This is a genomic window from Lacrimispora sp. (assembly GCF_031982545.1).
Lineage (GTDB): Bacteria > Bacillota > Clostridia > Lachnospirales > Lachnospiraceae > Lacrimispora.
In genome coordinates this window covers 468,336-492,231 of the sequence record NZ_DALYXB010000001.1, presented here as the reverse complement: position 1 = coordinate 492,231, position 23,896 = coordinate 468,336, and the positions used below count along the sequence as shown (strand labels likewise).

Sequence of the window (23,896 nt, the reverse complement as noted above, 5' to 3'; positions counted from 1 at the left end):
TCCTTTGTTTTATTCTGATTCTGGTTTCCAATACCTGGAACCATCGGGTTCCCGGCATAGAAAGCCGCTGTCTATCAGTTCTCTTCGGAGCAGGAAGTAATCTTCAAATGTATGCCATTCCTCACAGATGGAGTTTACTTCTTTCATGTTCATTGTTCTCCTTCCATTCTCTTTTCATTCCACAGCTCCAGTAGTGTGTTTAAATCATCTGAAAACTGTCGTTGTGTCTGCGTCTCTTTTTTCTCGATTTCCTCCACAATTTCAAAGGAAAAGGAATCTGCCCCATATTGCTTCCAGGTTTTCAGCATACATAGTTCGGGACAGGAGTCGGTTGCCCTGGAAAATGCAAACCGGTTTTTTGAACCCTGTATATCAAAACTGGTTCGTAACCAGTATGACCCGTCTTTGCTGCATTGTATGCGGTAGATACCTCCAGTCATAATTCTGTTTTTGTACTGGTCTTTTAACGCTTTTTTCGCTGAACTTTCCATTTTATTCACCTCCTTTTTGTGTCAGGCTGCCAGATGCCTTTTTCCACATCATTGTAGCTCCTGGTCAACATCTTTTCAATAAACGCTTCGTAGAGTTATAAGCATAAAATGGAAACAGAGGCAAATACTAATGAAATAATCGGCCTATGACAGAACAAGGAGATTCTTTAAATGGTAAATATCATTAACTATGCAGAAAGCGAATTATCAGATTTTAGCAGGAAACCATTTCACTCTGTAGACAGTCTTATTTTTTCCAAATTTTCCTATATTGGTCTTTCTTCGTTTGTGCCGGGATTTGTGCCGGATAAGAATCTTCCCACCATTGGCTCCCTTCTGAAAGCAGAGCATTTTAGAGAGATGTTTTGCCGTGTCTGGGATGAGGAAAACAGTTTAAGGCTATTATTTGCCATGGCTGCCAGTCCCCGCTACCGGAATCTGACACTTGGCTTTTACAGGGAAGAACAGGACTGTATTCTGGAAAAACAGTTTAGCGCTGTTACCATTTTTCTGAATGAAGATACGGCTTATATTGCATTTCGGGGAACAGATGCGACTCTGGTCGGGTGGAAAGAAGATTTTAACATGGCGTTTAAATACCCGGTTCCGTCTCAGGAGGAGGCAGTCCGCTATGTAGAAGAAGTGGCTGCAAATTTTAAAGGAAAGCTTTTATTAGGCGGCCATTCCAAGGGTGGGAATCTGGCTGTTTATGTTTATGCAAAATTAAACAGGCAGTTAAAGGATCGGATTGTAAAGGTTTATTCCCACGACGGTCCGGGTTTTAAGGAAAATGCCATAGACGCCCTTGAACTGGAAAGCAGTCAAAAAATTGTGGAAAAGACCGTACCTCAGTCCTCTGTAATTGGCATGCTGTTAGAGAGCCAGGAACAATTTTCAATTGTAAAAAGTAACAGAACCGGCCTTTTGCAGCATGATCCCTTCTCCTGGATTATCGAAGGGGATCATTTCGTTTATGTAGAACGACTGACTAAAAATGCCAAATACATGGACAAATCACTGCATAACTGGCTGGAAGCAGTCTCCGATGAAGAGCGGGAACATTTTGTCAATGCGCTGTATTCCGTTCTGGATACGGGAGATACACAAAATATCAAGCAGATCGGATCAGAATGGCAGAGAAACATTCCGCTGATGATGGGCCGGGTAAGAAATCTTGATGAGGATTCCAGGTTTTTAATTCATAAAATGTTGAAAACCATGGCCTCTTCTGCATTAAAAAGCATCACAGAAAAGGGGGAGGATTGACAGTTTTATTGGATTAAAGTAATATGAAATCAACAGATGAATGGGAAAAACTGGAAGCAGTTTTAAAAGGGGAATAAAGCATGAGGTTACTGATTGTTGAGGACGAGATACGAATCAGAGAAGGGATCCAGAAGCTTTTAGGAAAAATGAGACAGGATTATGATATCGTGGGAGAAGCGGAGAATGGGGAAGAAGGACTTCGGATGTTAAAAGAGTTAAAGCCTGATATTGTAATAACAGATATCAGAATGCCGAAGATGGATGGTTTGGAAATGATGAACAATGCGGTGAAAGAAGGAATCACTTCAAAAGCCATTGTTTTAAGCGCCTACTCCGAGTTTGAATATGCCCGTCAGGCGATGAAGCTTGGAGTGACAGAATATTTGCTAAAACCCATATCCCTCAATGATTTCTCACAGGCACTGGAGCATGTGGAACTGCAGGTGGAAAAGGACAGGCAGGAAAAGCCGGCAAAGATCGGAACGCTGGAGCAGATACTCTATGATTTCATGAACGGCCGCATGGAGATGGACGCAGATATCAACACTTATCTGCAGCGCAGTTATCAGATGGAAGAAGCTGAGAAGCTGATTTTAATTTATGTGTATCTGGGGAGCCGCCATGAGGAAGAGCGGGAAAGCGCGGTGAAACAGTTACGGCATGTTTTCTCCATGTATCCGGATCTGTCATTTTGTATTCTGGACCTGATGTACAGAAAATCCCTGGTGGTGGTTCTTTATCATTACAAGGATGCCCATGACCTGGAGCGGTGGCTGCAGCAGCAGATTTTAAAACAAAGACCCAGGTATATGACCTTTGGCTGGACAGAGGTTGGGGGAGTGGCACAATTAAAAAAAGGGCTCGACAGTCTGAATCCCTATATGGACTGGAATCTGTCCTTTGATGAGGAAATTCTCATTTCCTACCCGAAGATTACCCATGTTCAGACGGTGCCCTGCATCTATCCAATTGAACTGGAAACAAGAATAAAAGTTGCGATATGCTCCGATAACTGGGATAAGGCAAAAGCCCTTATGGCTGAATTCCATAACAGTTTTCTTGACGGTAAGATTTATGCTCCCAAGGAGATTAAGGAATGTTATGTCCGCTTTTTATGGGCGGTCATGGGGATTGCCAAGGAACTGGGCTGTATCGATTTTGAGTCTTTGAAGCAGCAAAAGCTCCTGGAGATGATTATGGAGGCAAAGAGGAGAGAAGAGCTGGAGGGAGCGGCGGATTTCCTGTTTGACTATATAAAACCACGGGAGGAAGAAAAAGAGGTTACACATCTGACTGTACGGCGGGTCAGAAGCATGATACAGGAATTCTATCAAAGCGGTATTACACTGGATGAAATTGCGTCCAAGCTCAATGTCACTCCTGAGTATCTGGGAACCCAGTTTCATAAGGAGATGGGACTGACCTTTAGTACATATATGAAAAATTTCAGAATTAATAAGGCCAAAGAACTGCTTTGCGGGACCCACATGAAGCTGTATGAAATAGCAGCAAAGGTAGGCTATTCCGATCCAAAATACTTTAGCAAGGTATTTAAGGAGATGACAGGCCAGCTTCCGGCGGATTACAGAAAGACTTTAAAATAGGGAAAGCGTTTAGGTTTTTCCTCCTTTTCAAGGTTTCCCGTATTTTGAGAAGCGGTGATACAGTGTAAGATAATTTCAGTGGAAATAAATAAAAGGAGGACTATTTTCAGTGAAACAAATCAAAAGCTTTTTCCGATATGATAATATCGGGCTGCTGTATGCGCTTCCGGCGTTTCTTTATATGCTGTTTTTTGTGGGCTATCCCATTGTCAGCAATCTTATTCTAAGTCTTCAGAATGTTACGGTCAGGAATCTGGTCCGTGGATCCAGAGACTTTATTGGTTTTGATAATTACATAAAACTGATGCACGATCCCGTATTTTTAAGGGCCATGTTCAACACGCTGCTGTTTACGGTCAGCTGCCTGGTTGTTCAATTTGTCATTGGCTTCGCACTGGCACTTCTGTTTCAAAATGATTTTTCCTTCGCCAGACCGGTGAGAGGGCTTCTTATGATACCGTGGATGATTCCCATGACTGTGACTGCTTTGATTTTTAAGTTTATGTTTTCTACTGATGTAGGAATTATTAATTATTTCCTGAAAAGCGCAGGGCTGATTACAGAGAACATTCAGTGGCTTACCAGCCCGTCAACAGCCATGACCGCAGTGATTACAGCCAATATCTGGATTGGAATTCCATTTAATACAATTCTGATATCAACAGGACTTACCACCATTCCCCTGGAGCTTTATGAAAGTGCAGCCATCGACGGTGCAAACGGAAGGCAGAAATTCTTTAAAATCACTCTTCCTCTGATGAGAACTACCATCGAATCACTTCTTGTTCTTGGATTTATCTATACCTTTAAGGTGTATGATATGGTCTATGTAATGACTGGGGGAGGACCGGTAAATTCCACTCATTTACTGTCCACCTATTCCTATAAGTTATCCTTTGAGATGTTCCAGTACAGCCTTGGATCTTCCGCTGCCAATGTACTGCTTGTAATTTTACTTCTGGTAGGCGTAGTCTATTTGAAAATTACGATGAAAGGGGAGATGGAGTGATGGAGAAAGGAAATAAAAAGGGAAAAAAGGAATTCCTGTTATGTCTGGTATCGGTGGTTATCCTGTGTCTGCTTCTGTTTCCTCTTTTCTGGATTTTCATCACCTCATTGAAAACGGAAAAGGAAATCTTTCAGATTCCACCCACCTTTTATCCCCATGTTTTAAATACAAAATCCTATGCTGCCCAGGTTGGAAACGGGGATTTTAATATGTTCCGTTCCTTTGCAAACAGCCTGCTTATCTCAGCGGGTGCCATGTTAATCGCGGTAATTCTGGCTGTTCCTGCTTCCTATGCGGTAGCCAGATATCGCTTTAAAGGGAGAAATGGTATGCTTTTGTGCTTTCTGGTAACCCAGATGCTTCCGGTTTCCGTCCTCTTAACACCTATGTTCATTATGTTTAAGGGAATGCATATATACAATACCAGGCTGTCTGCTATTTTATCCGATGCGACCCTTGGAATCCCATTTTCCGTTCTTATTTTGAAAAATTATTTTGCTTCCGTTCCAAGAGATCTGGAGGAAGCCGCCTACATAGACGGATGCACCCGCTTTCTGGCGTTTTTAAGAATTCTGCTTCCGGTTGCCAAGCCCGGAGTGGTGGTCTGTGCCATCTTTTCGTTCCTGTACGGCTGGGGGGATTTAGCCTATGGAATGACGTTTATTCTGGACCAGAAGAAACGGCCCATCACAGCGGGAATCTTTAATTTTATGGGGCAGTACGGCACAAAGTGGAGCTATTTAACAGCCTTTGCCATTGTAACGATTATACCCGTGGCGCTGATTTTTTTGTTTATGCAAAAGTACATTATATCGGGAATGACAAGCGGTGCAGTGAAGGGATAATCTGTTTTTATTGAGAGGGAGCCTTATGAAAAAAGTGAGTCTGAAGAAAAAATTAATCCGTCTTTTCTGGGCGACCTCTACAATCCCCATTCTTGTATTAAGCTTTTACTATTTTTACAACATTTCAGTTACTTTAAAGAAGAATACCCAGGAGCTGACCAGTGTAAGCCTGATGCAGATGGATAATAATCTGACCATCAGGCTGAAATCCTATGAGGATCTGTTGTTCCAGATTTATACCAATGATGATGTGGTGGAATGGGTGGACCGGCTGGATCAGAAACAGAATGCATCGGTTGCAAAAAACCAGCTTCGAAGATATTTAAGGGGACTTCTCAATACAAAAGAGTACATAAAGTCCATAACAATCATTACCCCTAAGGGACTTAGCATTACGTACAACCAGCTGTCTGCGTCTACCTATGAGAATTCGTGGATGAACAGCTTCAGCCTTTCCCAGGAGGAACTGTATGGGAAGGTTTCTTCGGATAATCAGACCCATATTTTCCCCACGGAATACGGAACCAGATTTGCAAATGAGGATTACTATCTCCTGCATCTGGCTCACCGGATTATCGATTACAGAAATCTAAACAGAGAAAATGGAATCGTGCTTGTCAGTCTTGATAAGGAATTTCTTCAAAGCGTATGCAAAGTTCAGGCCCAGAATCAGGAGAAAAGTTTTAATTTCATCATTGATGAGGCGGGGCGTATTATTGCTTACCGCCAGCCAGAAAAGATAGGAAAAGTTCTTTATGGGAAAGGGACATCCTTAGAGGCAAAAGTGGAAGCCTGCAAAAAGTTTATCCGGGAAGAGAACCTGTACGAGGAACGATATACCTCGGTCTGGCTTTACCACGATGATTCCCTGGGCTGGGATCTGGTGAATGTAATGGATCAGGGCAGCTTAATGAAGAATTTAAACAATCAGATTTATCTGATTATAGCCTTAAGTCTCCTCCTTCTTATGGTCACTGTACTGCTGACACTGGGGGTACTGGACCGTCTCATTGACTCAGTAAAGATGGTGGTGGCCTCCATGCAGAAGGCACGGGAGGGGGATTTGAAGGTCCGGGTGGAGACAGACAGAAAAATGCCTGTGGAAATCGAAACCATAGCGGTCCAGTTTAATGACATGCTGGAGAAGCTGGAAACTGCACTTAAAAAAGAAAAGAAGGCGGGGCAGATGCAGCGCCAGGCGGAGCTTAAGGCAATGGAGGCGCAGATTAATCCCCATTTTCTCTATAACACACTGGACACCATCAACTGGATGGCAATCGATCAGGATGAATTTGATATCAGCAATGCCATTAACTCCCTCGCTACCATACTCCGTTACGCCATTGCGGACAGCAGCGGGGAGGTTTTTGTGCGGGATGAGATTGACTGGCTGAAAAAGTACATTTATTTACAGCAGTTTCGGCTTAAAAATAATTTTACCTGCAGCCTCAATGTAGATCCTGATGTGATGGATCTGAGGATTCACAAACTGCTGCTTCAGCCATTTGTTGAAAACTCCATTCTTCATGGTTTTGAAGGAACAAAGAACAATCACGTTCTGGAAGTAAGTATGTGCAGGGAGGGGAAAGAATTACGGATTCTGATTCGTGACAATGGAAAAGGTATGGAACGTCATAAACTGGAACTGATCAGAAGGGGGATCTTTGGGGAGTCAGATGCTGCGTCTCACATTGGTATGGAAAATGCCATTACCAGACTTCAGATGTATTACGGAGAAGAGGTGAAAATTGAGATTACCAGCGCAGAAGGTTCAGGAACTGAAGTTGTTTTACGAATTCCTACATAAGAAAATTTACCCTTTCTAAGATTTGTTGAGTTTTTTCCCGGTTTCATTGCCGTTATAATGAAGTCGTTGAAACAAAAAAATAAAAGGAGGAAAAACATGAAAAAGTTAATGACAGCCTTACTTTTTGCGGCGATGCTTGGGGGAGCAGTGACTGGATGCAGTTCTGGCAGCGGAGCGGTGTCAGCGACGGAAAGTAAAACGGAAACAGCAAAAAGCAGTGAGAAAGCGGCAGCAACCGCAGGTGAAAAAGCTTCGGAGACAGAAAAGAGCGAAGCCGCAGGTGATGTGACAATCTGGTACTACTGGGAGACAGAAGGCCATCAGAAAGCACTGAATCATATCATTGAAGAATTTAACGGATCACAAAAAGAAGTCAAGGTACAGGCAAAGTACGTACCATTTGCTGATTTTAAAAAGCAGCTTTCCATTGGTGCATCGGCTGATGAACTTCCGGATCTGGTAATTCTTGATAATCCGGATCATGCTTCTTATGCAGCCATGGGAATCTTTGCAGATTTAACCGGAAGATTTGATGTAAGCACCTATTATCCCGGTCCTGTCAATTCCTGTACGTTAGACGGCAAATTGTATGGAGTTCCCTTCGGAAGCAACTGTCTGCTCCTTTTCTATAATGAGGATATGTTAAAGGCAGCAGGAAGCAAGGTTCCCACCACATGGGATGAACTGCTTACCACGGCGAAAGCCTGTACAACCGGCCAGGTTTCAGGATTTGCACACTGCAGCCTGCAAAACGAGGAGGGCACCTTTAACTTCCTTCCCTGGGTATGGTCAACCGGTGCAACATCCTACGAAATGAACTCAGAAGGCGGAATCAAAGCACTGACCATGGTAAAAAAACTGGTTGATTCCGGCGCCATGACCAAGGAAGCAATCAACTGGACACAGGGAGATACCATGAATCAGTTTATCTCCGGGAACTTAGCCATGATGATTAACGGAACCTGGCAGGTTCCTACCATGCGCCAGGAAGCTCCTGATTTAAAATGGAACGTTGCTCCGATTCCAATGGATAAAAAACAGGCTTCTGGTCTGGGCGGAGAAAACTATGCAGTAATTAAAGGCGGCAACGAGGAAGGCGCTGTTCAGTTCCTCAAATATGCCACCAGCGAAGAGACCTGCCTCTATATGATGAATGCAATGGGATATATCTCTTCTGATTCCGTTATTGCTAAAAAGCAGTTTAAGGGAGATCCGGTATATGACGCATTTGTTGAGGAAATGCAGTATGCAAATGCAAGAGGTCCGTTACCGGAATGGCCGGACATCTCGGATGCCATATCCCTGGCATTTAATGAGGTAATGACAGATACAAGCACGCCAGAGGAAGCTGCAGCAAAAGCCCAGGCTGTGATTGATGGTATTATTAAAAAATAAAAATACATATAATAAAGAAGTGGCGCCGGCTGATAATGCCGACGTCACTTTGCAGGGTAAATCAGGAGGTGCAGTATGAATCAGGTAGAAATTCAGGACAGATTTTTCAGCAGATACAAGGAATTAATCCGGAAAGAGATGATTCCGTATCAATGGAGTGTTTTAAATGACGAAATAGTAATCAACATTGAGCGGGAGCGCAACGACGATTCCATTCCCAATGAAAAGAGCCATGTGATTGAAAATTTCCGGATTGCGGCCGGAAGAAAAAAAGGGAACCACTATGGCTGGGTATTTCAGGACAGCGATCTTTATAAATGGCTGGAGGCGGCTGCCTATACCTTACGGGAGAAGATGGATAAAGAATTAAAGTGTCTGGCTGATGATGTTGTGGACTTAATCAGTAATGCCCAGGAAGAAGACGGATATCTGGATACATACTTCACCATTGAGGAACCTGATCAGAAATACAAACGCCTGTGGGAGAGCCACGAGTTATATTGTGCCGGACATTTTATGGAGGCAGCTGTGGCTTATTATGAAGCAGTGGGAAATAAAAAAGTTTTGGAAACTGCATGCAAACTGGCTGACCACATCGATTCTGTGTTTGGAGATGAGGAAGGAAAGATTCATGGCTATGACGGTCATGAGGAGGTTGAGATTGGTCTGATGCGGTTATACCGGCTGACAAAAAATGAAAGATATCTAAAACTGGCTCAGTACTTTTTACTGGTGCGGGGAACAGAATGTGATGGGATGAATTCCAAGCATCTTCCTCTGACCTATTATCAGGCTCATCTTCCTGTGCTGAAGCAGGATACTGCTGAGGGACACGCAGTAAGACTGGTCTATCTTTGCACTGCAATGGCGGATGCTGCGGGCGAGACAGGAGATGAAAAGCTTCTTTTGGCGTGCAGGCGGTTATGGAAGAACATTGTAACCCGGCGCATGTATATTACCGGGGGAATCGGTTCCACAGTTTCCGGGGAAGCATTTACTCTGGACTACGATTTGCCCAATGATACCATGTACTGTGAGACCTGTGCATCGGTAGGTCTGGTGTTCTTTGCATACCGGATGCTGATGTCAGAAGAAAAAGGAGAATACGGGGATGTAATGGAGCGTGCACTTTATAATACAGTGCTGGGCGGAGTGGCTCTTGATGGTAAACATTTCTTTTACGTGAATCCTCTGGAGGTGGTTCCTGGTAAATCATCAAAGGATCCCGGAAAGAGCCATGTTAAATGCGTTCGTCCCCAGTGGCTTGGCTGTGCGTGCTGTCCTCCCAATCTTGCAAGGCTGTTAGCTTCTGTGGAGCAGTATGTTTTTGTACAAAAGAAAGATAAGCTTTTAGTCAACCTCTTTGTGGAATGCAAGGGAAGATTTGAAATAGGGGATGGCATTCTGGAGATAGAATTAAAGACCGGATATCCATGGGAGGGCTGTGTGGACATAAAATTAAATTACAACGGAACCGCCAGTGTCTGTCTGGGACTCCGGGTACCGTCATGGTCCGATACTTTTGATGTGGAGATCAATCAGGAACGTGCAGTTTTTGAGGCAGAGGACGGATTTATCTATGTGAATCAGGTATTTAAAGAAGATACGATTCGATTGAAACTGGATATGCAGGCAAAGCGCTGGTATGCTAATCCCCTGGTGGAAAACGATCTGAGGAAATTTGCAGTCTCCAGAGGCCCCCTTGTGTATTGTATGGAACAAGCGGATAATGGAACGAATCTGCACCTGTTGTCCGTGGAAAAACAGGAGGAGTTTAAGTACGAATTTGATGCAGCCATGCTTGGAGGCGTGGGAATACTCACTGCCTCCGGCTGGAAGACAGAAGCAGAATGTGAGCCAGAAGGGCTATATAGAAAGAGTAATGCAGCAGAAAAGAAAACGAAGACGAAAATCAAATGGATTCCTTATTACAGCTGGGCCAACAGAGGCGAAAATGAAATGCGTGTGTGGGTCAGAGAAGATAGTCAATGTTAAAAGTAAGCACAGCCGCCCTTGCCGGATAGAATCCGATAGGGGGCGGCTGTTAAATATCTGTAGAATGGGGAATGTTTGGATTTGGCTCTCTGAGCTATGGACGAACCTGTTTCGGAGCTATAAAATTCACTGGGCTGGAGGGGTAAAATCATATGATCTTGCCATGAAGCAGTCCTTGTAGTATGATGAAATTACTGATATACAACCGTTAAAATCCATGGAAATTTGAAAGGAGAAGGTATTATGAATGGGGAAAACAGAATACAGGAGGAAAGAATGATTATTTCCTTCGACGGCACGAAACTGAGATTTAAAAAAGATGCAGTGGAGAATCCCAAAGCACTGATTGTCATTGCTCATGGCTTATGTGAGCATTTAAACCGGTACGATTATTTCACGGAAAAGCTTAACGAAAATGGCTACAGCGTTTACCGGTATGATCAGAGGGGACATGGAAAATCAGAGGGGAAAAAGGTTTATTTTAAAGATTTTAATGAGATGCCTGACGATCTGGGGGAGATCCTTGCTCTTGCCAGAGAGGAGAGCGAGGATAAAAAAGTTTTCCTGTTTGGTCACAGCATGGGCGGGGAGACAGTAACACTGTTTGGTGCAAAGAATCCGGGAATGGCAGATGGAATTATTACTTCTGGTGCGCTGACCCATTACAATCACCCTGTTATGGGAGATCAGTTTCCAATTGAGGCACCGGATGATACCTATTTGCCCAATCAGCTTGGAGATGGAGTGTGCAGTGATAAAAAGGTGATTGAGGCGTATGTTTCGGATCCGCTGGTGGAAAAGGAGATCAGCACCGGACTGATTAACCAGATATATGCAGGCGTCCAGTGGCTGAAGGCTAATATAAAAAGCTTCTCCGATCCGGTTCTGATTCTTCATGGAGCTGATGATGGCCTGGTTGCAGCAAAAGATTCCCTGGATTTATTTGAAGAAATAAGTTCTAAGGATAAGAGCCTTCATATCTATGCAAACCTGTTTCATGAGATCTTAAATGAGCCGTGCAGAGATGAGATTATTGCGGATATTTTACTGTGGCTTGGCAAACATATTTGATGGATTTGATTATAATTAGAAAAGGCACTCTGCGTTTTACATTGGCAGGGTGCCTTGTAGCTTGTAAGGACTCTGTTAAGTTCACAACACAACAGAGAATTGTGAACTCACTCTTACAAAGTAAGGAGAAGGCTGTCTGACATTGCAAAGCCGATTTCAGGCAGCCATGATGCACAGATCCGTGTAGGATGAAGTTAGCGTAAAACCAGATTTTCTGTTAAATAACGAAAACTTCACATGGTAATGAGCATGTGATTAGAAGAGGAGGGTAAAAAACAGAAAGGACTTGACTGATATTACAGTAAATGATATACTACAGTAAACGTACTAAATGAGGTGAGTTAAATAAGAGACAACATAGCAGGAGGCGCACAAACAGAAACAACTCTACTGATATTACTTGCGCTGTATACTACAAACCATGGATATGGAATTATGCAATTCGTGAAAGAGAAAACAAATGGTAGAGTAGATTTAGGAGCTGGAACATTATATGGAGCAATTAACACTTTGGAAAAAAAACAGTGGATTGAAAAGGTACAGACTACTGAAGAAGGTAAGAAAATATTTATCATAACAGAGAAGGGTAAAACAATTGTAAATAAAGAGTTAGAGCGTTTGAGAGAGATAATAACATTAGCTTATAATATAATAGGAGATGGAGATTTTGAAAAAAATTAGGTTTTTCGGAGGCTTTTTGATTTTACAGGAAAGATGGCTTAACTTGATGGTAAAGAAAGGATGGCGTTTAAATAAAGTTCAGGGGCATAGGTATAGTTTTATTAAATGTAAACCGGAAGAATTTGATTATTGTGTAGATTGCATTATAAAAAGAAGTACTCTTGATGCTAAAGAATATATTAATTTTTTAAACGAGATTGGATATAAAACATTTCAAACAGGTATTAATTTTAATATATCAGCGGGTAAAATGAAATGGAGAATAGGCGGAAGTAAATTAGGTCATATAGACACCAACCCCGGAAAGTATAACAAAGAAATTCTAATTGTAGAAAAAAGAAAAGATGAGAAGCCTTTTAGGCTGCATACGTCAAAAGAAGATACATTAGATTATTACAGATCTTTAAGAAATTCCTATTTACCAGTTGCACTATTAAGTATAGTAGTTCTTATAGATAGATTTTTTTTACGTTTTATGTTTGAATCTTTAAATAGCATAACTACTGTATTTCTATTTGTTTTAATACTTGTGTTCATTATCCCGATACTATTATGTGAATGTAGAATAATTAAGATATATAAGAACAGATATCTTGAAGAATGAGATTGTATCATATTAAGCTTTTTTTGCTTAATAAAGATAAAATAAGAGTGAAAGGAGAAGTATTTATGAGTAGTTATTTGGGAAATGCTTACGGACAAGGAAATCAGCCAATGGCTTGTGGCGCAGATGTCTGCGCAGGAAATGCCTGCGGTGGAAACGCGTGTGTAGGAGATGGATGCGCAGGAAAATTATGTGGAGGAAATGCTTGCGGAGGAAATGCTTGTGGAATTGAGGCATGTGCAGTTGATGTCTGTCCTGTAGATGGTTGTGTAATTGATGTATTTTCAAATAAATAGGGGGATTAAAATGGAAAAATATTTAGGAAATGTGTACGGAAAAGAGATAAAAGGCCAGGAAGACAATATCTCACCGATGTGCTTCTGCATAGTGGAAGGCTGTTTTGGTGATGCTTGTGGTGTAAATTAGAATATCAAAGGGTGTTTCAAGAGTAAATAAATTAGGAAGACTTTTGAGACACCCTTTTTATTAATTAGTGAACATAATAATCATTTTATTAAATAAAAATCAAATTATATTTATAAGGGGGATTTGATGTTATGAAATTTTCGAAATTTAATCTTATTATTTTTGATGAGCAAAAAAAACAAAATATACTTTTTAATACCCTGTATGGAGAATGCTTTGTAGCTGATGAAAATATATTGGAGAGTATTGAAAAGGATGATATCTATATTCTTGGAGATGAGATGATTGAAACTTTTAAAGATAAATCTATTATAATTGATGATGAAATTGATGAAAATTATTACATAGAATATTTTCATAACAAAGCAAAATTCAATACTGATACTCTTTCCTTTACAATATTATTAACTTGGGCATGTAATTTACGCTGTGTGTATTGCTATGAGGGGGCAGGTGAGGTAAGAAACAAATCACTTAATGATAGTGAGTGTGAATCAATTATTTCTTATATTAAAAATTATATTGATAATATAAGACCCAAAAATGTGAGTATTATGCTATTTGGCGGAGAACCATTAATGAATATGAAAGCAGCAGATAGTATTCTATCCCAAATAGATCAATACTGCATTGAAAATAATATTCAATTATATACTAGTATTATAACAAATGGAGTATTGTTTGATGAAGATAAAATAGAGTTTCTTAAAAGATATAGATGTCAATATGTGCAAATTACATTAGATGGAATTAAAGAGATACATGATAGACGTAGGGTGAGTAAGGATGGAAGTAGTAGTTTTGATAAAGTTATTTCGACTTTGAAAATGCTTAATAAAAGATCGGACTTTGTTAAACCTCTCATTCGTATTAATGTTGATAAAAACAATATTGAATCTACAGAAATCCTTCTACGATATTTAAAGGACGAAGGGTTGAATACTTGTGGCATTGATTTTGGAATTGTTAGAAGTGGAACCGAAGCATGTGCAGGATATGCAAGCTCGTGCTTTATAGAATCAGAATTAGGACAGGTATTAGATAAATTGTGGAATTCAGCTCGAAATGAGGGATTTAAAGTTAAGCCCAGACCCATGAGAAAATTTCTATATTGTGGGCTAAATAAAGAAAACTCTTATACTATAGCGCCAACTTTAGATGTTTATAAATGTTGGGAACAGGTTGGAGAAGAAAAACATAAAATAGGACATATAAATAAAGATGGTAGTTTCAGTGAAAACACATACCGTATAATAGACTGGATGAGTATCAATCCTAATATGGTTAGAGAGTGTAAAGAATGTGTCTATCTACCTTCCTGCGGTGGTGGCTGTGCAGCACAAGCATATAATGAAGCACAAACTTACCATAATAAAGGGTGCTTTCGCGTGAAAGGAGTATTAGAAAAAGAATTAATATATAATTTAAGAGAAAAAGGAGTTATATAAAGCATAATACTTGAAAGGGAAAATAAAATGAATTTTATAAAACGAGTTAAACAATTTGTTTTGCCTTTCTTAGGAGAATTCATTTGTGCTTACATATTCATTATAATATTTTGTTTAACTACTTTGTTAAAACCTAAAATAACAAATTTTATTCTTGATAATGCAATAGGGCGTAGAAACATAGAAAATTTGCAAAAATATATTTTGCTATTTTGTATGATATTTATAATTTCAGAATTATGTAGAATTTGTCAAAGTATTATGCTCTTAATTATTGGAGAAAATATGACATTATCATTACGTAAAAAAATTTATATTGCAGCCACAAGAAATTCACTAGTAGATATTAGAAAAGTAGAATCTGGTGACATTATAAATAGGATAGTTAATGAGATACCTCAAATAGCAGATTATTATACGAAAACAATCCCTAATTTTATGACAAACATTATAGCGTTATTTACAGGCATATTTATGATGTTGAATTTAGATCTTTATAGTACAATTGTTACCATAATTTTTTTACCACTAATTTATATAGTCACTAAGTGTTTTTCTCCCAAAATAAAAAAAATTTCAAAAGAAAGTACAGAAAAAAATGCAAAGTTTATGTCAATATTAGAACAGATATTGAATAATATTACAATAATTAAACATAACTATGATTATTCATATATTGACAAACATGCATTTGGCAATATGCAGGACATAAAAAAGAATAAATACAGGTTAGCAAAGATGAATTTTATTATGACTGTATTACTTACTATAATAACTTTTATACCTAATGTCTTTATTCTATTGTGGGGAGGAATTCGATGTATTGAAGGAAAAATAACAATTGGTACTTTGGTTGCTCTTAATTCCTATGTTGGATATCTAATATCACCAGTGATTTTTTTTGCTCAATCTGCAATTGGTTTCCAACAGAATGAAATTGTTGTTTGCAGATATGAAAATATTATAGACTCCTATCACGAAGAAAAAAAGAATAAAAAGAAGGTCACAGATTTTAATTCTATATGTTTTAGTCATGTTGATTTTGGCTATGAGATGAATACGATGTTGCAAGATTTAAATTTTGTAATTAATAAAGGAGATATAGTTCAGATTGTTGGACGGAATGGAGTTGGAAAGACTACAATTGTTAATTTATTATGCGGGTTAATAAGACCAGTTAAAGGAGAAGTTTGTATTAATGATTTATCATTGGTTGAGATTGATCTTGAAGGATTAATAAGTGTTGTAACACAAGATTACCATTTTTTTGATGATAGTATAAAAAATAATATTTTATTGGGAAAAAATTTTCCGGATCAAAAAATAAAAATCTTAGCTCAAGAGTTGAATTTTGATGATATTATCAATACAGAGAAATTAAATCTTGGTAGTATTATTATGGGAAAAGGTGGAAATATATCTGGAGGACAAGCTCAAAAAATCAATATTTTAAGAGCATTAGTATCAGATGCACCAATAATAATTTTTGATGAAGTAGATACTTTTTTAGATATAGAATCAAAGAAATCCGTAGAAAAATATATTTTAAATCATCAAGAAAAAACATTTATATTAATTACCCATCAAAACTTTATCGATATTAATATCACAAAAAGAATAAATTTATAGTGTATTAGGGATATGTTTTTAAAATTAGTTCTTATGTTTTGTGAGTTGTAAATAAAGCAAAAACCACCGAGATCATATGATCTGACCCCAGAAAGATAGATAAAAATTAAATCAAACAGCTAATGAGGATTGAAGCCTATATTTTACAGGGCTCAGTCCTTTTAGTTTGCTATTAATCCATCCCATTACCTGATTGAGTATTGGGCGTCATAGATAAGGTAGCTTACGGTATCATATTCTTCTTCCTATAATTACTTGGCGAGATCCCGTAATATTGCTTAAATGCATAGGAAAAGTGCTGAATGGAAGAGTAGTTCAGCCTGTCAGAAATCTCCGATATATTAATCGTTTCATCATTTAAATAAATCTTTGCCATGGACATCTTGGCTTCTGTTTTTTTCTGAAGAAAGGTTCTGCCGTAATAATCCTTTAAAAACCGTTCCGTCTGTCGTACACTTAAACCAAGCCTTTCCGCCAGATTTTCCAGTGTTATGGTTTCATATTCATAAAGAAAGCACTCTTCCACAATAATATATTTACTATCCACCAGATTGGAGGGAGAAAAATGAACCTTGGACTGGGCCTTATATTCATAATTCCGTACAATCTTAACTACGCATTGCTGGAGAAGGGCCTCCACTAAAATCATATACCCCGTATAACGGTGTTCCAGTTCAAAAAAGATCTGCTGCATCAGCGGATACAGCTCCTGGGTATCCTGTCCAAACCAGAAATGGGTTTTCTCGAACTTATAACCTACCGTATCCACCTCAGGCTGGATGTGGGTATTATTTTTTTGCAGCTTAAAATAAATACAATATTCCGCCATGGGATCATTCTTTAAAGGTATTTGTTCATGCTCCACATGAGGGCCTGTCATGTACAGGGTATTGGGCGTAATATTATAAATCTGGTCATCAATATTTACTTTGCCATGACCGTAGGGAATATAGTGGATTTCATAACTGTTATTCCCGTGGCTGTGTCTTGGCATGGAACGGAGAAAACGCTCAAAAACGATGTTTAAGACTAAAAACGTGGTATCATCGATCCCTATTTTTATATTTAAATCTTTATATCCCGTCCTCATGGTATCCCCTCCGATCTCTATCCTATATTTTACTTTATCAGCATGATTGATGCAAGTCAAGGAATGTTCGATAACACGACATACAGCCCTGGCTTCTGTCTGGTTCCCCTCTAATTTTCCGAAACAGAAACGGTATAATGGTAAGTGTAAAGAACCAAATGATCGTAAAATTGTTAGGAGGAAACTATTATGTCACTGGTTACATCGGAACAAATGCTTTTGGATGCTCAAAAAGGCGGATACGCAGTAGGAGCTTTTAATGTTGAGAATATGGAAATGCTGAAGGCTGTGGTAGCTGCAGCTGAGGAGCTTCGGGCTCCGGTTATGCTTCAGACCACACCGTCAACGGTGAAATACGGAACACTGGAAACATATTACGCCATGGCAGCAGCCGAGGCTGAGAAGGCAACCGTACCGGTATGTCTCCACTTAGATCACGGCAGCAGCTACGAGCTTGTTCTTCAGGCAATCCGTGCCGGATATACATCTGTTATGATTGATGGCTCCCACTTGGACTTTGAGAGCAACATCGCATTGACCAAGCGGGCTGCAGATGCGGCAAGGGCCTGCAATATCACAGTAGAAGGCGAGCTCGGTAAGGTTGGCGGCAAAGAAGATGATCTGGAAGCAGAAGCGGACAACAACACAGATCCCATGCAGGCAAAGGAATTCGTAGAACGGACAGGAGTTCATTCCCTGGCAATCGGAATCGGAACTGCCCACGGCTTTTATGCAACCACTCCTGTTTTAGACAAAGAGCGGATCAGTGAAGTCAAAAAGTTAGTATCTGTTCCCCTTGTTCTTCACGGTGCCTCTGGCTTAAGCGACGAAGATGTGAGAGAATGTGTGAGCAGAGGAATGTGTAAGGTCAATTTTGCAACAGAGTTAAGAGTGGCTTATACTGATGCAGGAAAGAAGCTTTTAAAAGAGCATCCGGACACCTTTGATCCAAAGAAATTGGGCACAGTGGGAATGGAAGCGGTGAAGCAGTTTGTTAAGAACCGAATTCTGGTCTGCGGATGTGACCATAAAGCGGACTGATTGGTTCAGGAGGAAAACATGAAACCATATTTATTAGGGATTGATGTAGGAACCAGCGCCTGTAAGATCGCCGTTTTTGATAGAAATGGAACCGTATTAGAGACTGCAACCGGGGAATATGAGGTTTATTATCCTCAGACAGGCTGGGCAGAGCAGGATCCGGATGAATGGTGGCGGGTGATCTGCAGCACCATGAAATACATATTTTCCAAATCCCAGATAAGGCCGGAAGAAATCGCAGGAATCGGAATCGACGGACAGAGCTGGTCAGCCATAGCGGTAGACAAAAAGGGCAGCGTGTTAACCAACACGCCTATCTGGATGGATACCAGGGCCGATGACATTTGCAGGGAGCTCAGTGAGAAGGTGGGGGAACATCGGATATTTGAAGTGGCCGGTAATTCCCTGCAGCCTTCCTACAGCACGGCTAAGATCATCTGGTACCAGCGAAATATGCCCCATGTGTATGAGAATATTGATAAGGTACTGCAATCCAACAGCTACATTGCTTACAGACTTACCGGTCAGATGACCCAGGATCTTTCCCAGGGATATGGTTTTCACTGCTTTGACATGCATACCGGAACCTGGGATCTGGCAATGTGCGAAGCGCTTGGAATTCCGGCTCACATTCTTCCGGATATCCACTCCTGCCATGAAGTGATTGGCACAGTGACAAAAGCGGCAGCTGCCCAGTCCGGACTGGCAGAGGGAACCCCTGTAGTAGCCGGTGGTCTTGACGCAGCATGCGGGACACTTGGCGCCGGGGTGATTCATGCCGGGGAAACCCAGGAACAGGGAGGCCAGGCTGGCGGAATGAGTATCTGCATCGACAGCTACAAAGCCGATCCCAGACTGATTTTAAGCTGTCATGTAGTACCTGGCAAATGGCTTTTACAGGGCGGAACTACTGGAGGCGGCGGAGCCATGCGGTGGCTGGAGAAGGAGTTTGGCACATTTGAAAGAGAAGAGGGAAGAAGAATAGGGAAAAGCTCTCTGGATCTGTTCAATGAAGCAGCCGGGAATGTTGCTCCAGGGAGTGATGGACTGATCTTCCTTCCTTATATGGCAGGGGAGCGTTCTCCCTTGTGGAATCCCTATGCAAAAGGCGTATATTACGGAATGGATTTTGGAAAGACCAAAGGTCATTTCATACGTGCGGTCATGGAGGGGGTTGCCATGTCTTTAAGGCATAATCTGGAAGTGGCGGCAGAGGCAGGCGCAACCGTCGATGTATTAAGGGCCATGGGAGGATCTGCAAATTCTCTTTTATGGACCCAGATTAAATCCGATGTGACAGGCAAGCCTGTGATTGTTCCGTCTTCCGATACAGCCACTACCTTAGGGGCAGCGATCCTGGCGGGAGTGGGAGTTGGAATCTATGAAGATTTTGAAGAGGCAGTAAAACTGACTGTGGAAAATAAGCGGTATCATGTTCCCAACCAGGCAGACCGTAACATCTATGACCGGAATTACCGGAAATATTTAAGCTTATATGAGCATTTAAAAGATATGATGGTTCAGGAAGGAGAAAATGAGTCATGAAAGCAGCAGTTGTTTGTGCAAATGAGGACGTAAGGTATATGGATTATGAGGAGCCGAAAGCAGGTCCCGGACTGGTGAAAATCAGAGTAAAGGCATCTGGTATCTGCGGATCTGATATTCCAAGAGTACTGCATAACGGAGTACATTTTTATCCCATTGTACTGGGACATGAATTTTCCGGAGATGTAGTAGAAGTGGGAGAAGGAGTTACTTCAGTAAAACCGGGAGACCGGGTTTCCGGAGCACCTTTGATCCCATGTATGAAATGCGATGACTGTCAGAATGGAAACTTTTCTCTTTGCAGACACTATAGCTTTATCGGTTCCAGACAGCAGGGAAGCAACGCAGACTATGTGGTGATTCCAGAGCAGAATGCGGTTGTATTTGATAAAAGCATTTCCTATGAGCAGGGAGCAATGTTTGAGCCTTCTACCGTTGCCCTTCACGGTCTGTTCCAGAATGACTACCGGGGCGGTGAGTATACGGCCGTTTTAGGAGGCGGAACCATCGGCATGTTTACCATGCAGTGGGCAAAGATCTTCGGAGCAAAAAAAGTGGTTGTATTTGATATCAGTGAAGAGCGTCTGGAGCTGGCAAAACGACTGGGAGCAGATGAAGCAATTAATACTACCGAGGAAGGCTTTAAGGAAAAAGCAATGGCTCTGACAGAAGAAAATGGCTTTTCCTATGTATTTGAGACAGCGGGACAGGTGCCGACCATGCAGATGGCATTTGAACTGGCAGCCAATAAAGCCAGCGTCTGCTTCATCGGAACACCCCATGTTGATTTATCCTTTACTCCTTCCATGTGGGAAAATATGAACCGGAAAGAATTTAAGTTAACCGGATCCTGGATGTCTTACAGTTCCCCGTTTCCGGGTAAAGAGTGGAAACTGACCGCCCATTACTTTGCAACAGGACAGCTGAAATTTGATCCTGGATTCGTCTATAAAAAAATACCCATGAGCCAGGCGCAGGAGGCGTTCCAGCTGTTTAAGACACCGGGTCTGGTAAAAGGAAAGATCCTTTTGGTAAACGAATAGGAGGTACCTATGATACTGACCGTAACATTAAATGCCGCCATTGACAAACGGTATGTAGTTGATGGATTTTCACAGGGAGAAGTAAACCGTGTGAAATCATGTTCCTATACGCCGGGTGGAAAAGGTTTAAATGTCTCGAAGCCTGCAGTGATTGCAGGAGGCAGCGTAGTGGCAACCGGTTTTGTGGGAGGCCACGCAGGTAACTACATTGAAGAAGCCTTAAGCACCTTTGGGATCACCAGCGCATTTTACCATTTAAAGGGAGAGAGCCGTTCCTGTATTAATATCTGGGATGAAAAAAATAAGATCCAGACAGAATTTCTGGAACCTGGCTTCGAAGTGGGGGAAGAAGACTTCCTATCGTTCCTGGAACATTTTAAAAAGCTTGCATATGAAGCAGAAGTGATTGCCATATCAGGAAGCGTGCCAAGGGGACTTGACGGAACTGCTTATCAGAGAATGGTAAAGATCGGAAAGGAAGCGGGGAAAAAGGTGATTTTGGATACCAGCGGGAATCTGCTTAAAATGGGCATCGAAGCCGCTCCCTCCATGATTAAGCCCAATCTGGATGAGATCCGTATGCTGACAGGAAAAAGCTGTGACAGCCTGGAAGAGATGATCGAAGCGGCAGAGGACATTCATAAACGGGGTGTGGAGATTGTAGCAGTTTCCCTTGGTTCAGAGGGTTCTTTCGTGGTATGCAGCTCCGGTATTTACAGAGCCAGAGTACCTAAAATAGATGCAGTGAACACGGTGGGATGCGGTGACTCCATGATAGCAGGTTTTGCTCTTGGTCTTTCCAGACAGCTTCCCATGGAAGAGATATTAAGAAATGCAAGTGCTGTCTCAGCAGCTTCTGCATTAAGAGAGGAAACAGGCTTTTTCCTGATGGAAGACATGCAAAGACTGCAGCCACAGATAGAAATCACAAGAATTGGGGGTTGAACATGAAATATTTATTAAAGAATAACCGGCTGGAAGTGGGGTTCACTTCACTTGGTGGAGCTCTCACTTCCATAAAGAACGAAGATGGTACGGAATATCTATGGCAGGGAGATCCTGAGTATTGGAGCGGGCAGGCACCTGTTCTGTTCCCCATCTGCGGCAGTTTAAGGGACAACAAGGCAGCCACAAAAGACGGAAAGCAGATTCAGATGCCAAGGCATGGGATTGTCCGAAAGGAAGAATTTAAGCTGGAGTCAGAAAAAGAGGACAGCATCTGTTTTTCCATTTCAGAAAATGAAGAGATGATGGGAAAATATCCTTATCCATTTACCCTCACCATGGAATACAGTCTGAAAGAGAACAGCATTCTTGTAACCTATGGAGTTAAAAACACAGGCACAGAGGATATGCCTTTCTTCATAGGAGGTCATCCGGCGTTTCGATGCCCTCTTTTACCAACAGAGAATTTTGAGGATTATCAGGTTGTCTTTGATGCAGAAGAAGAAAAAACCGCTCCCATACCGGATTTGAAAACAGGACTGGTGGATATGGGACACCGGAAAGAAAATTCACTGGCAGGTACTGTTTTACCCCTTGCCCACTCCCTGTTTTACGAAGACGGAATCATCTTCGACCGACTGAAATCAAAAAAAGTAACACTTTGCCATAAAGAGACCGGACATGGAGTGGAGCTGGAGGTGGGATCGTTTCCCTATCTGGTCATCTGGTCAGCGGCCAATGACGGACCATTTCTTGCTTTGGAGCCCTGGACAGGGTTATCCACCTGCAGCGATGAGAGCAATATATTTGAAGAGAAACGAAATGCAGCAATTGTAAAGCCAGGGGAAGAAAAACGGCTGAGCTATCAAGTGACAATTCTATAAAAAGAGAAGGAGAATATGACAATGAAAGAATCTGTAAATCCGGCATTGGTACCAAAAGTGAAATTATACACAGGAGAGGAGATTCCCTGTGTGGGTATGGGAACCTTTGGTTCCGACCGCTTTACTCCTGATGAAGTATCGGCAGCTGTAGGAGGTGCAATCCGCTGTGGATACCGTATGTTCGACTGTGCGGCCTGCTATGGAAATGAGGATCAGATCGGAGAGGTATTCCATCATGCATTTGAAGAGGGAGTCGTGGAGCGGAAAGACCTTTTCATTATGACAAAGGTATGGAATGACATGCATGACAAAGTAGAGGAATCCTGCAGAAAGAGCATTGCTGACTTACAGTGTGAATATATGGATATGTTCTTCATTCACTGGCCATTTCCAAATTACCACGCACCTCACTGCGATGTAGATTCCCGCAATCCGGATTCCAGACCATTTTCTCCGGAAGAATTTTTAAAAACCTATCATCAGTGTGAAAAACTGGTGGAAAAAGGACTGATCCGCAACATCGGCATTTCCAATATGACCATTCCAAAGCTGGAGGCAGTCCTGCCTCATATGAACATAAAGCCGGCTGCCTGTGAGATGGAGCTTCACCCCTGCTTCCAGCAGCAGAAATTGTTTGATTATCTGGTTGCCCACAATATTCAGCCAATCGGCTTCATGCCATTAGGCTCACCACAGAGACCGGAAAGAGATATGTGTCCGGAGGATGTGGCAGATTTACAGACACCGGAAATGAAGGAAATTGCAGCGGCTCACGGCGTACACCCTGCAGTTGTCGCTCTTAAATGGGCCCGTCAGAGAGGACAGATCCCCATTCCTTTCTCCATTCATGAAATGGAATACGTAAGCAATTTAAGGGCAATGACAGAAGATCCGCTTACAGAAGAGGAGATGAGCCGGATCGCAACCCTGGAAAGGAATAACCGTCTGGTGAAAGGGCAGGTATTTCTTTGGGAGAGTGCGAATGACTGGCACGATCTCTGGGATGAGGATGGGTTTATTGTAAAATAACCGGGTACTTATGAAACAGCCGGAATTTTTGAAGCACAGGCAAATAAC

The 23,896-nt window shown here is 41.4% G+C and carries 22 protein-coding genes; 19 read left to right on the top strand and 3 right to left on the bottom strand.

Features of this window, described 5'->3' with window-relative positions:
• Positions 1 to 9: 9 nt before the first annotated feature.
• Together ABS301_RS02380 and ABS301_RS02375 are read right to left on the bottom strand one after the other, a co-directional pair.
• A complete protein-coding gene (locus ABS301_RS02380; protein ID WP_349670664.1) occupies positions 10 to 147 on the bottom strand; it encodes a DUF2087 domain-containing protein in 138 nt (45 codons plus the stop codon).
• Positions 148 to 149: 2 nt separating this feature from the next.
• Positions 150 to 491: a GIY-YIG nuclease family protein gene (locus ABS301_RS02375; RefSeq protein ID WP_349670663.1), complete on the bottom strand. Its 342-nt coding sequence runs from the start codon at positions 489 to 491 to the stop codon at positions 150 to 152.
• A 171-nt stretch (positions 492 to 662) separates the two neighbouring features.
• On the opposite strand from ABS301_RS02375, the gene ABS301_RS02370 reads away from it, so the two are divergent.
• From ABS301_RS02370 to ABS301_RS02310, 13 genes are all read left to right on the top strand, one after another.
• On the top strand, positions 663 to 1,757 hold the full coding sequence (locus ABS301_RS02370) for a DUF2974 domain-containing protein (protein WP_349670662.1): 1,095 nt from the start codon (positions 663 to 665) through the stop codon (positions 1,755 to 1,757).
• 80 nt (positions 1,758 to 1,837) lie between these two features.
• Positions 1,838 to 3,361 (top strand): response regulator transcription factor, encoded by a 1,524-nt coding sequence (locus tag ABS301_RS02365; RefSeq protein ID WP_349670661.1) that lies wholly within the window; start codon positions 1,838 to 1,840, stop codon positions 3,359 to 3,361.
• A gap of 109 nt (positions 3,362 to 3,470) precedes the next feature.
• Positions 3,471 to 4,370 carry a carbohydrate ABC transporter permease gene (locus tag ABS301_RS02360; RefSeq protein ID WP_349670660.1) on the top strand — a complete coding sequence of 300 codons (900 nt, stop codon included), beginning with the start codon at positions 3,471 to 3,473 and terminating at the stop codon, positions 4,368 to 4,370.
• Complete coding sequence (locus tag ABS301_RS02355; RefSeq protein ID WP_349670659.1) at positions 4,370 to 5,215, top strand: carbohydrate ABC transporter permease; 846 nt, start codon at positions 4,370 to 4,372, stop codon at positions 5,213 to 5,215. Before ABS301_RS02360 ends, ABS301_RS02355 begins: the two co-directional genes overlap by 1 nt.
• A 25-nt stretch (positions 5,216 to 5,240) precedes the next feature.
• Positions 5,241 to 7,022 (top strand): cache domain-containing sensor histidine kinase, encoded by a 1,782-nt coding sequence (locus ABS301_RS02350; RefSeq protein WP_349670658.1) that lies wholly within the window; start codon positions 5,241 to 5,243, stop codon positions 7,020 to 7,022.
• 96 nt (positions 7,023 to 7,118) lie between these two features.
• Complete coding sequence (locus ABS301_RS02345) at positions 7,119 to 8,417, top strand: sugar ABC transporter substrate-binding protein (protein ID WP_349670657.1); 1,299 nt, start codon at positions 7,119 to 7,121, stop codon at positions 8,415 to 8,417.
• A 75-nt stretch (positions 8,418 to 8,492) separates the two neighbouring features.
• Complete coding sequence (locus ABS301_RS02340; protein WP_349670656.1) at positions 8,493 to 10,412, top strand: glycoside hydrolase family 127 protein; 1,920 nt, start codon at positions 8,493 to 8,495, stop codon at positions 10,410 to 10,412.
• 243 nt (positions 10,413 to 10,655) lie between these two features.
• Positions 10,656 to 11,483, top strand: a complete 828-nt coding sequence (locus ABS301_RS02335) for an alpha/beta hydrolase (RefSeq protein WP_349670655.1) — start codon at positions 10,656 to 10,658, stop codon at positions 11,481 to 11,483.
• Between the two features lie 345 nt (positions 11,484 to 11,828).
• Positions 11,829 to 12,164, top strand: a complete 336-nt coding sequence (locus tag ABS301_RS02330) for a PadR family transcriptional regulator (RefSeq protein ID WP_349670895.1) — start codon at positions 11,829 to 11,831, stop codon at positions 12,162 to 12,164.
• Positions 12,151 to 12,768, top strand: coding sequence for a DUF2812 domain-containing protein (locus ABS301_RS02325; protein WP_349670654.1), 618 nt, complete (start codon positions 12,151 to 12,153; stop codon positions 12,766 to 12,768). Before ABS301_RS02330 ends, ABS301_RS02325 begins: the two co-directional genes overlap by 14 nt.
• A 65-nt stretch (positions 12,769 to 12,833) precedes the next feature.
• A complete protein-coding gene (locus tag ABS301_RS02320; protein ID WP_349670653.1) occupies positions 12,834 to 13,064 on the top strand; it encodes a Cys-every-fifth RiPP peptide CefA in 231 nt (76 codons plus the stop codon).
• A 261-nt stretch (positions 13,065 to 13,325) separates the two neighbouring features.
• Positions 13,326 to 14,642 (top strand): radical SAM/SPASM domain-containing protein, encoded by a 1,317-nt coding sequence (locus tag ABS301_RS02315; RefSeq protein ID WP_349670652.1) that lies wholly within the window; start codon positions 13,326 to 13,328, stop codon positions 14,640 to 14,642.
• Between the two features lie 27 nt (positions 14,643 to 14,669).
• On the top strand, positions 14,670 to 16,271 hold the full coding sequence (locus ABS301_RS02310) for an ABC transporter ATP-binding protein (RefSeq protein WP_349670651.1): 1,602 nt from the start codon (positions 14,670 to 14,672) through the stop codon (positions 16,269 to 16,271).
• Positions 16,272 to 16,494: 223 nt separating this feature from the next.
• On the opposite strand, the gene ABS301_RS02305 is transcribed toward ABS301_RS02310, so the two are convergent.
• Positions 16,495 to 17,361 (bottom strand): AraC family transcriptional regulator, encoded by an 867-nt coding sequence (locus ABS301_RS02305; RefSeq protein WP_349670650.1) that lies wholly within the window; start codon positions 17,359 to 17,361, stop codon positions 16,495 to 16,497.
• A gap of 189 nt (positions 17,362 to 17,550) precedes the next feature.
• Here ABS301_RS02305 and ABS301_RS02300 point away from each other — a divergent pair, with 189 nt between their 5' ends.
• From ABS301_RS02300 to ABS301_RS02275, 6 genes are read left to right on the top strand one after another with little or no spacing between them, the layout of a single operon-like run.
• Positions 17,551 to 18,402 (top strand): class II fructose-bisphosphate aldolase, encoded by an 852-nt coding sequence (locus tag ABS301_RS02300; protein ID WP_097004459.1) that lies wholly within the window; start codon positions 17,551 to 17,553, stop codon positions 18,400 to 18,402.
• A gap of 18 nt (positions 18,403 to 18,420) precedes the next feature.
• Positions 18,421 to 19,947, top strand: coding sequence for a xylulokinase (locus ABS301_RS02295; protein WP_349670649.1), 1,527 nt, complete (start codon positions 18,421 to 18,423; stop codon positions 19,945 to 19,947).
• On the top strand, positions 19,944 to 20,990 hold the full coding sequence (locus tag ABS301_RS02290; protein ID WP_349670648.1) for a galactitol-1-phosphate 5-dehydrogenase: 1,047 nt from the start codon (positions 19,944 to 19,946) through the stop codon (positions 20,988 to 20,990). Before ABS301_RS02295 ends, ABS301_RS02290 begins: the two co-directional genes overlap by 4 nt.
• A gap of 9 nt (positions 20,991 to 20,999) precedes the next feature.
• The gene (pfkB, locus tag ABS301_RS02285) at positions 21,000 to 21,935 is read left to right on the top strand and encodes a 1-phosphofructokinase (RefSeq protein WP_349670647.1); all 936 of its coding nucleotides are present in this window, start codon (positions 21,000 to 21,002) and stop codon (positions 21,933 to 21,935) included.
• Between the two features lie 2 nt (positions 21,936 to 21,937).
• Positions 21,938 to 22,819, top strand: a complete 882-nt coding sequence (locus tag ABS301_RS02280) for an aldose 1-epimerase family protein (protein WP_349670646.1) — start codon at positions 21,938 to 21,940, stop codon at positions 22,817 to 22,819.
• A gap of 21 nt (positions 22,820 to 22,840) precedes the next feature.
• Positions 22,841 to 23,848: an aldo/keto reductase gene (locus ABS301_RS02275; RefSeq protein WP_349670645.1), complete on the top strand. Its 1,008-nt coding sequence runs from the start codon at positions 22,841 to 22,843 to the stop codon at positions 23,846 to 23,848.
• Positions 23,849 to 23,896 lie beyond the last annotated feature (48 nt).

Coding starts and splice junctions, on each gene's coding strand:
- ABS301_RS02295 (WP_349670649.1), top strand. CDS start 18,421: ATGAAACCATATTTATTAGGGATTGATGTAGGAACCAGCGCCTGTAAG.
- ABS301_RS02315 (WP_349670652.1), top strand. CDS start 13,326: ATGAAATTTTCGAAATTTAATCTTATTATTTTTGATGAGCAAAAAAAA.
- pfkB (WP_349670647.1), top strand. CDS start 21,000: ATGATACTGACCGTAACATTAAATGCCGCCATTGACAAACGGTATGTA.
- ABS301_RS02275 (WP_349670645.1), top strand. CDS start 22,841: ATGAAAGAATCTGTAAATCCGGCATTGGTACCAAAAGTGAAATTATAC.
- ABS301_RS02305 (WP_349670650.1), bottom strand. CDS start 17,361: ATGAGGACGGGATATAAAGATTTAAATATAAAAATAGGGATCGATGAT.
- ABS301_RS02340 (WP_349670656.1), top strand. CDS start 8,493: ATGAATCAGGTAGAAATTCAGGACAGATTTTTCAGCAGATACAAGGAA.
- ABS301_RS02365 (WP_349670661.1), top strand. CDS start 1,838: ATGAGGTTACTGATTGTTGAGGACGAGATACGAATCAGAGAAGGGATC.
- ABS301_RS02355 (WP_349670659.1), top strand. CDS start 4,370: ATGGAGAAAGGAAATAAAAAGGGAAAAAAGGAATTCCTGTTATGTCTG.
- ABS301_RS02370 (WP_349670662.1), top strand. CDS start 663: ATGGTAAATATCATTAACTATGCAGAAAGCGAATTATCAGATTTTAGC.
- ABS301_RS02320 (WP_349670653.1), top strand. CDS start 12,834: ATGAGTAGTTATTTGGGAAATGCTTACGGACAAGGAAATCAGCCAATG.
- ABS301_RS02375 (WP_349670663.1), bottom strand. CDS start 491: ATGGAAAGTTCAGCGAAAAAAGCGTTAAAAGACCAGTACAAAAACAGA.
- ABS301_RS02290 (WP_349670648.1), top strand. CDS start 19,944: ATGAAAGCAGCAGTTGTTTGTGCAAATGAGGACGTAAGGTATATGGAT.
- ABS301_RS02345 (WP_349670657.1), top strand. CDS start 7,119: ATGAAAAAGTTAATGACAGCCTTACTTTTTGCGGCGATGCTTGGGGGA.
- ABS301_RS02380 (WP_349670664.1), bottom strand. CDS start 147: ATGAAAGAAGTAAACTCCATCTGTGAGGAATGGCATACATTTGAAGAT.
- ABS301_RS02300 (WP_097004459.1), top strand. CDS start 17,551: ATGTCACTGGTTACATCGGAACAAATGCTTTTGGATGCTCAAAAAGGC.
- ABS301_RS02335 (WP_349670655.1), top strand. CDS start 10,656: ATGAATGGGGAAAACAGAATACAGGAGGAAAGAATGATTATTTCCTTC.
- ABS301_RS02350 (WP_349670658.1), top strand. CDS start 5,241: ATGAAAAAAGTGAGTCTGAAGAAAAAATTAATCCGTCTTTTCTGGGCG.
- ABS301_RS02310 (WP_349670651.1), top strand. CDS start 14,670: ATGAATTTTATAAAACGAGTTAAACAATTTGTTTTGCCTTTCTTAGGA.
- ABS301_RS02280 (WP_349670646.1), top strand. CDS start 21,938: ATGAAATATTTATTAAAGAATAACCGGCTGGAAGTGGGGTTCACTTCA.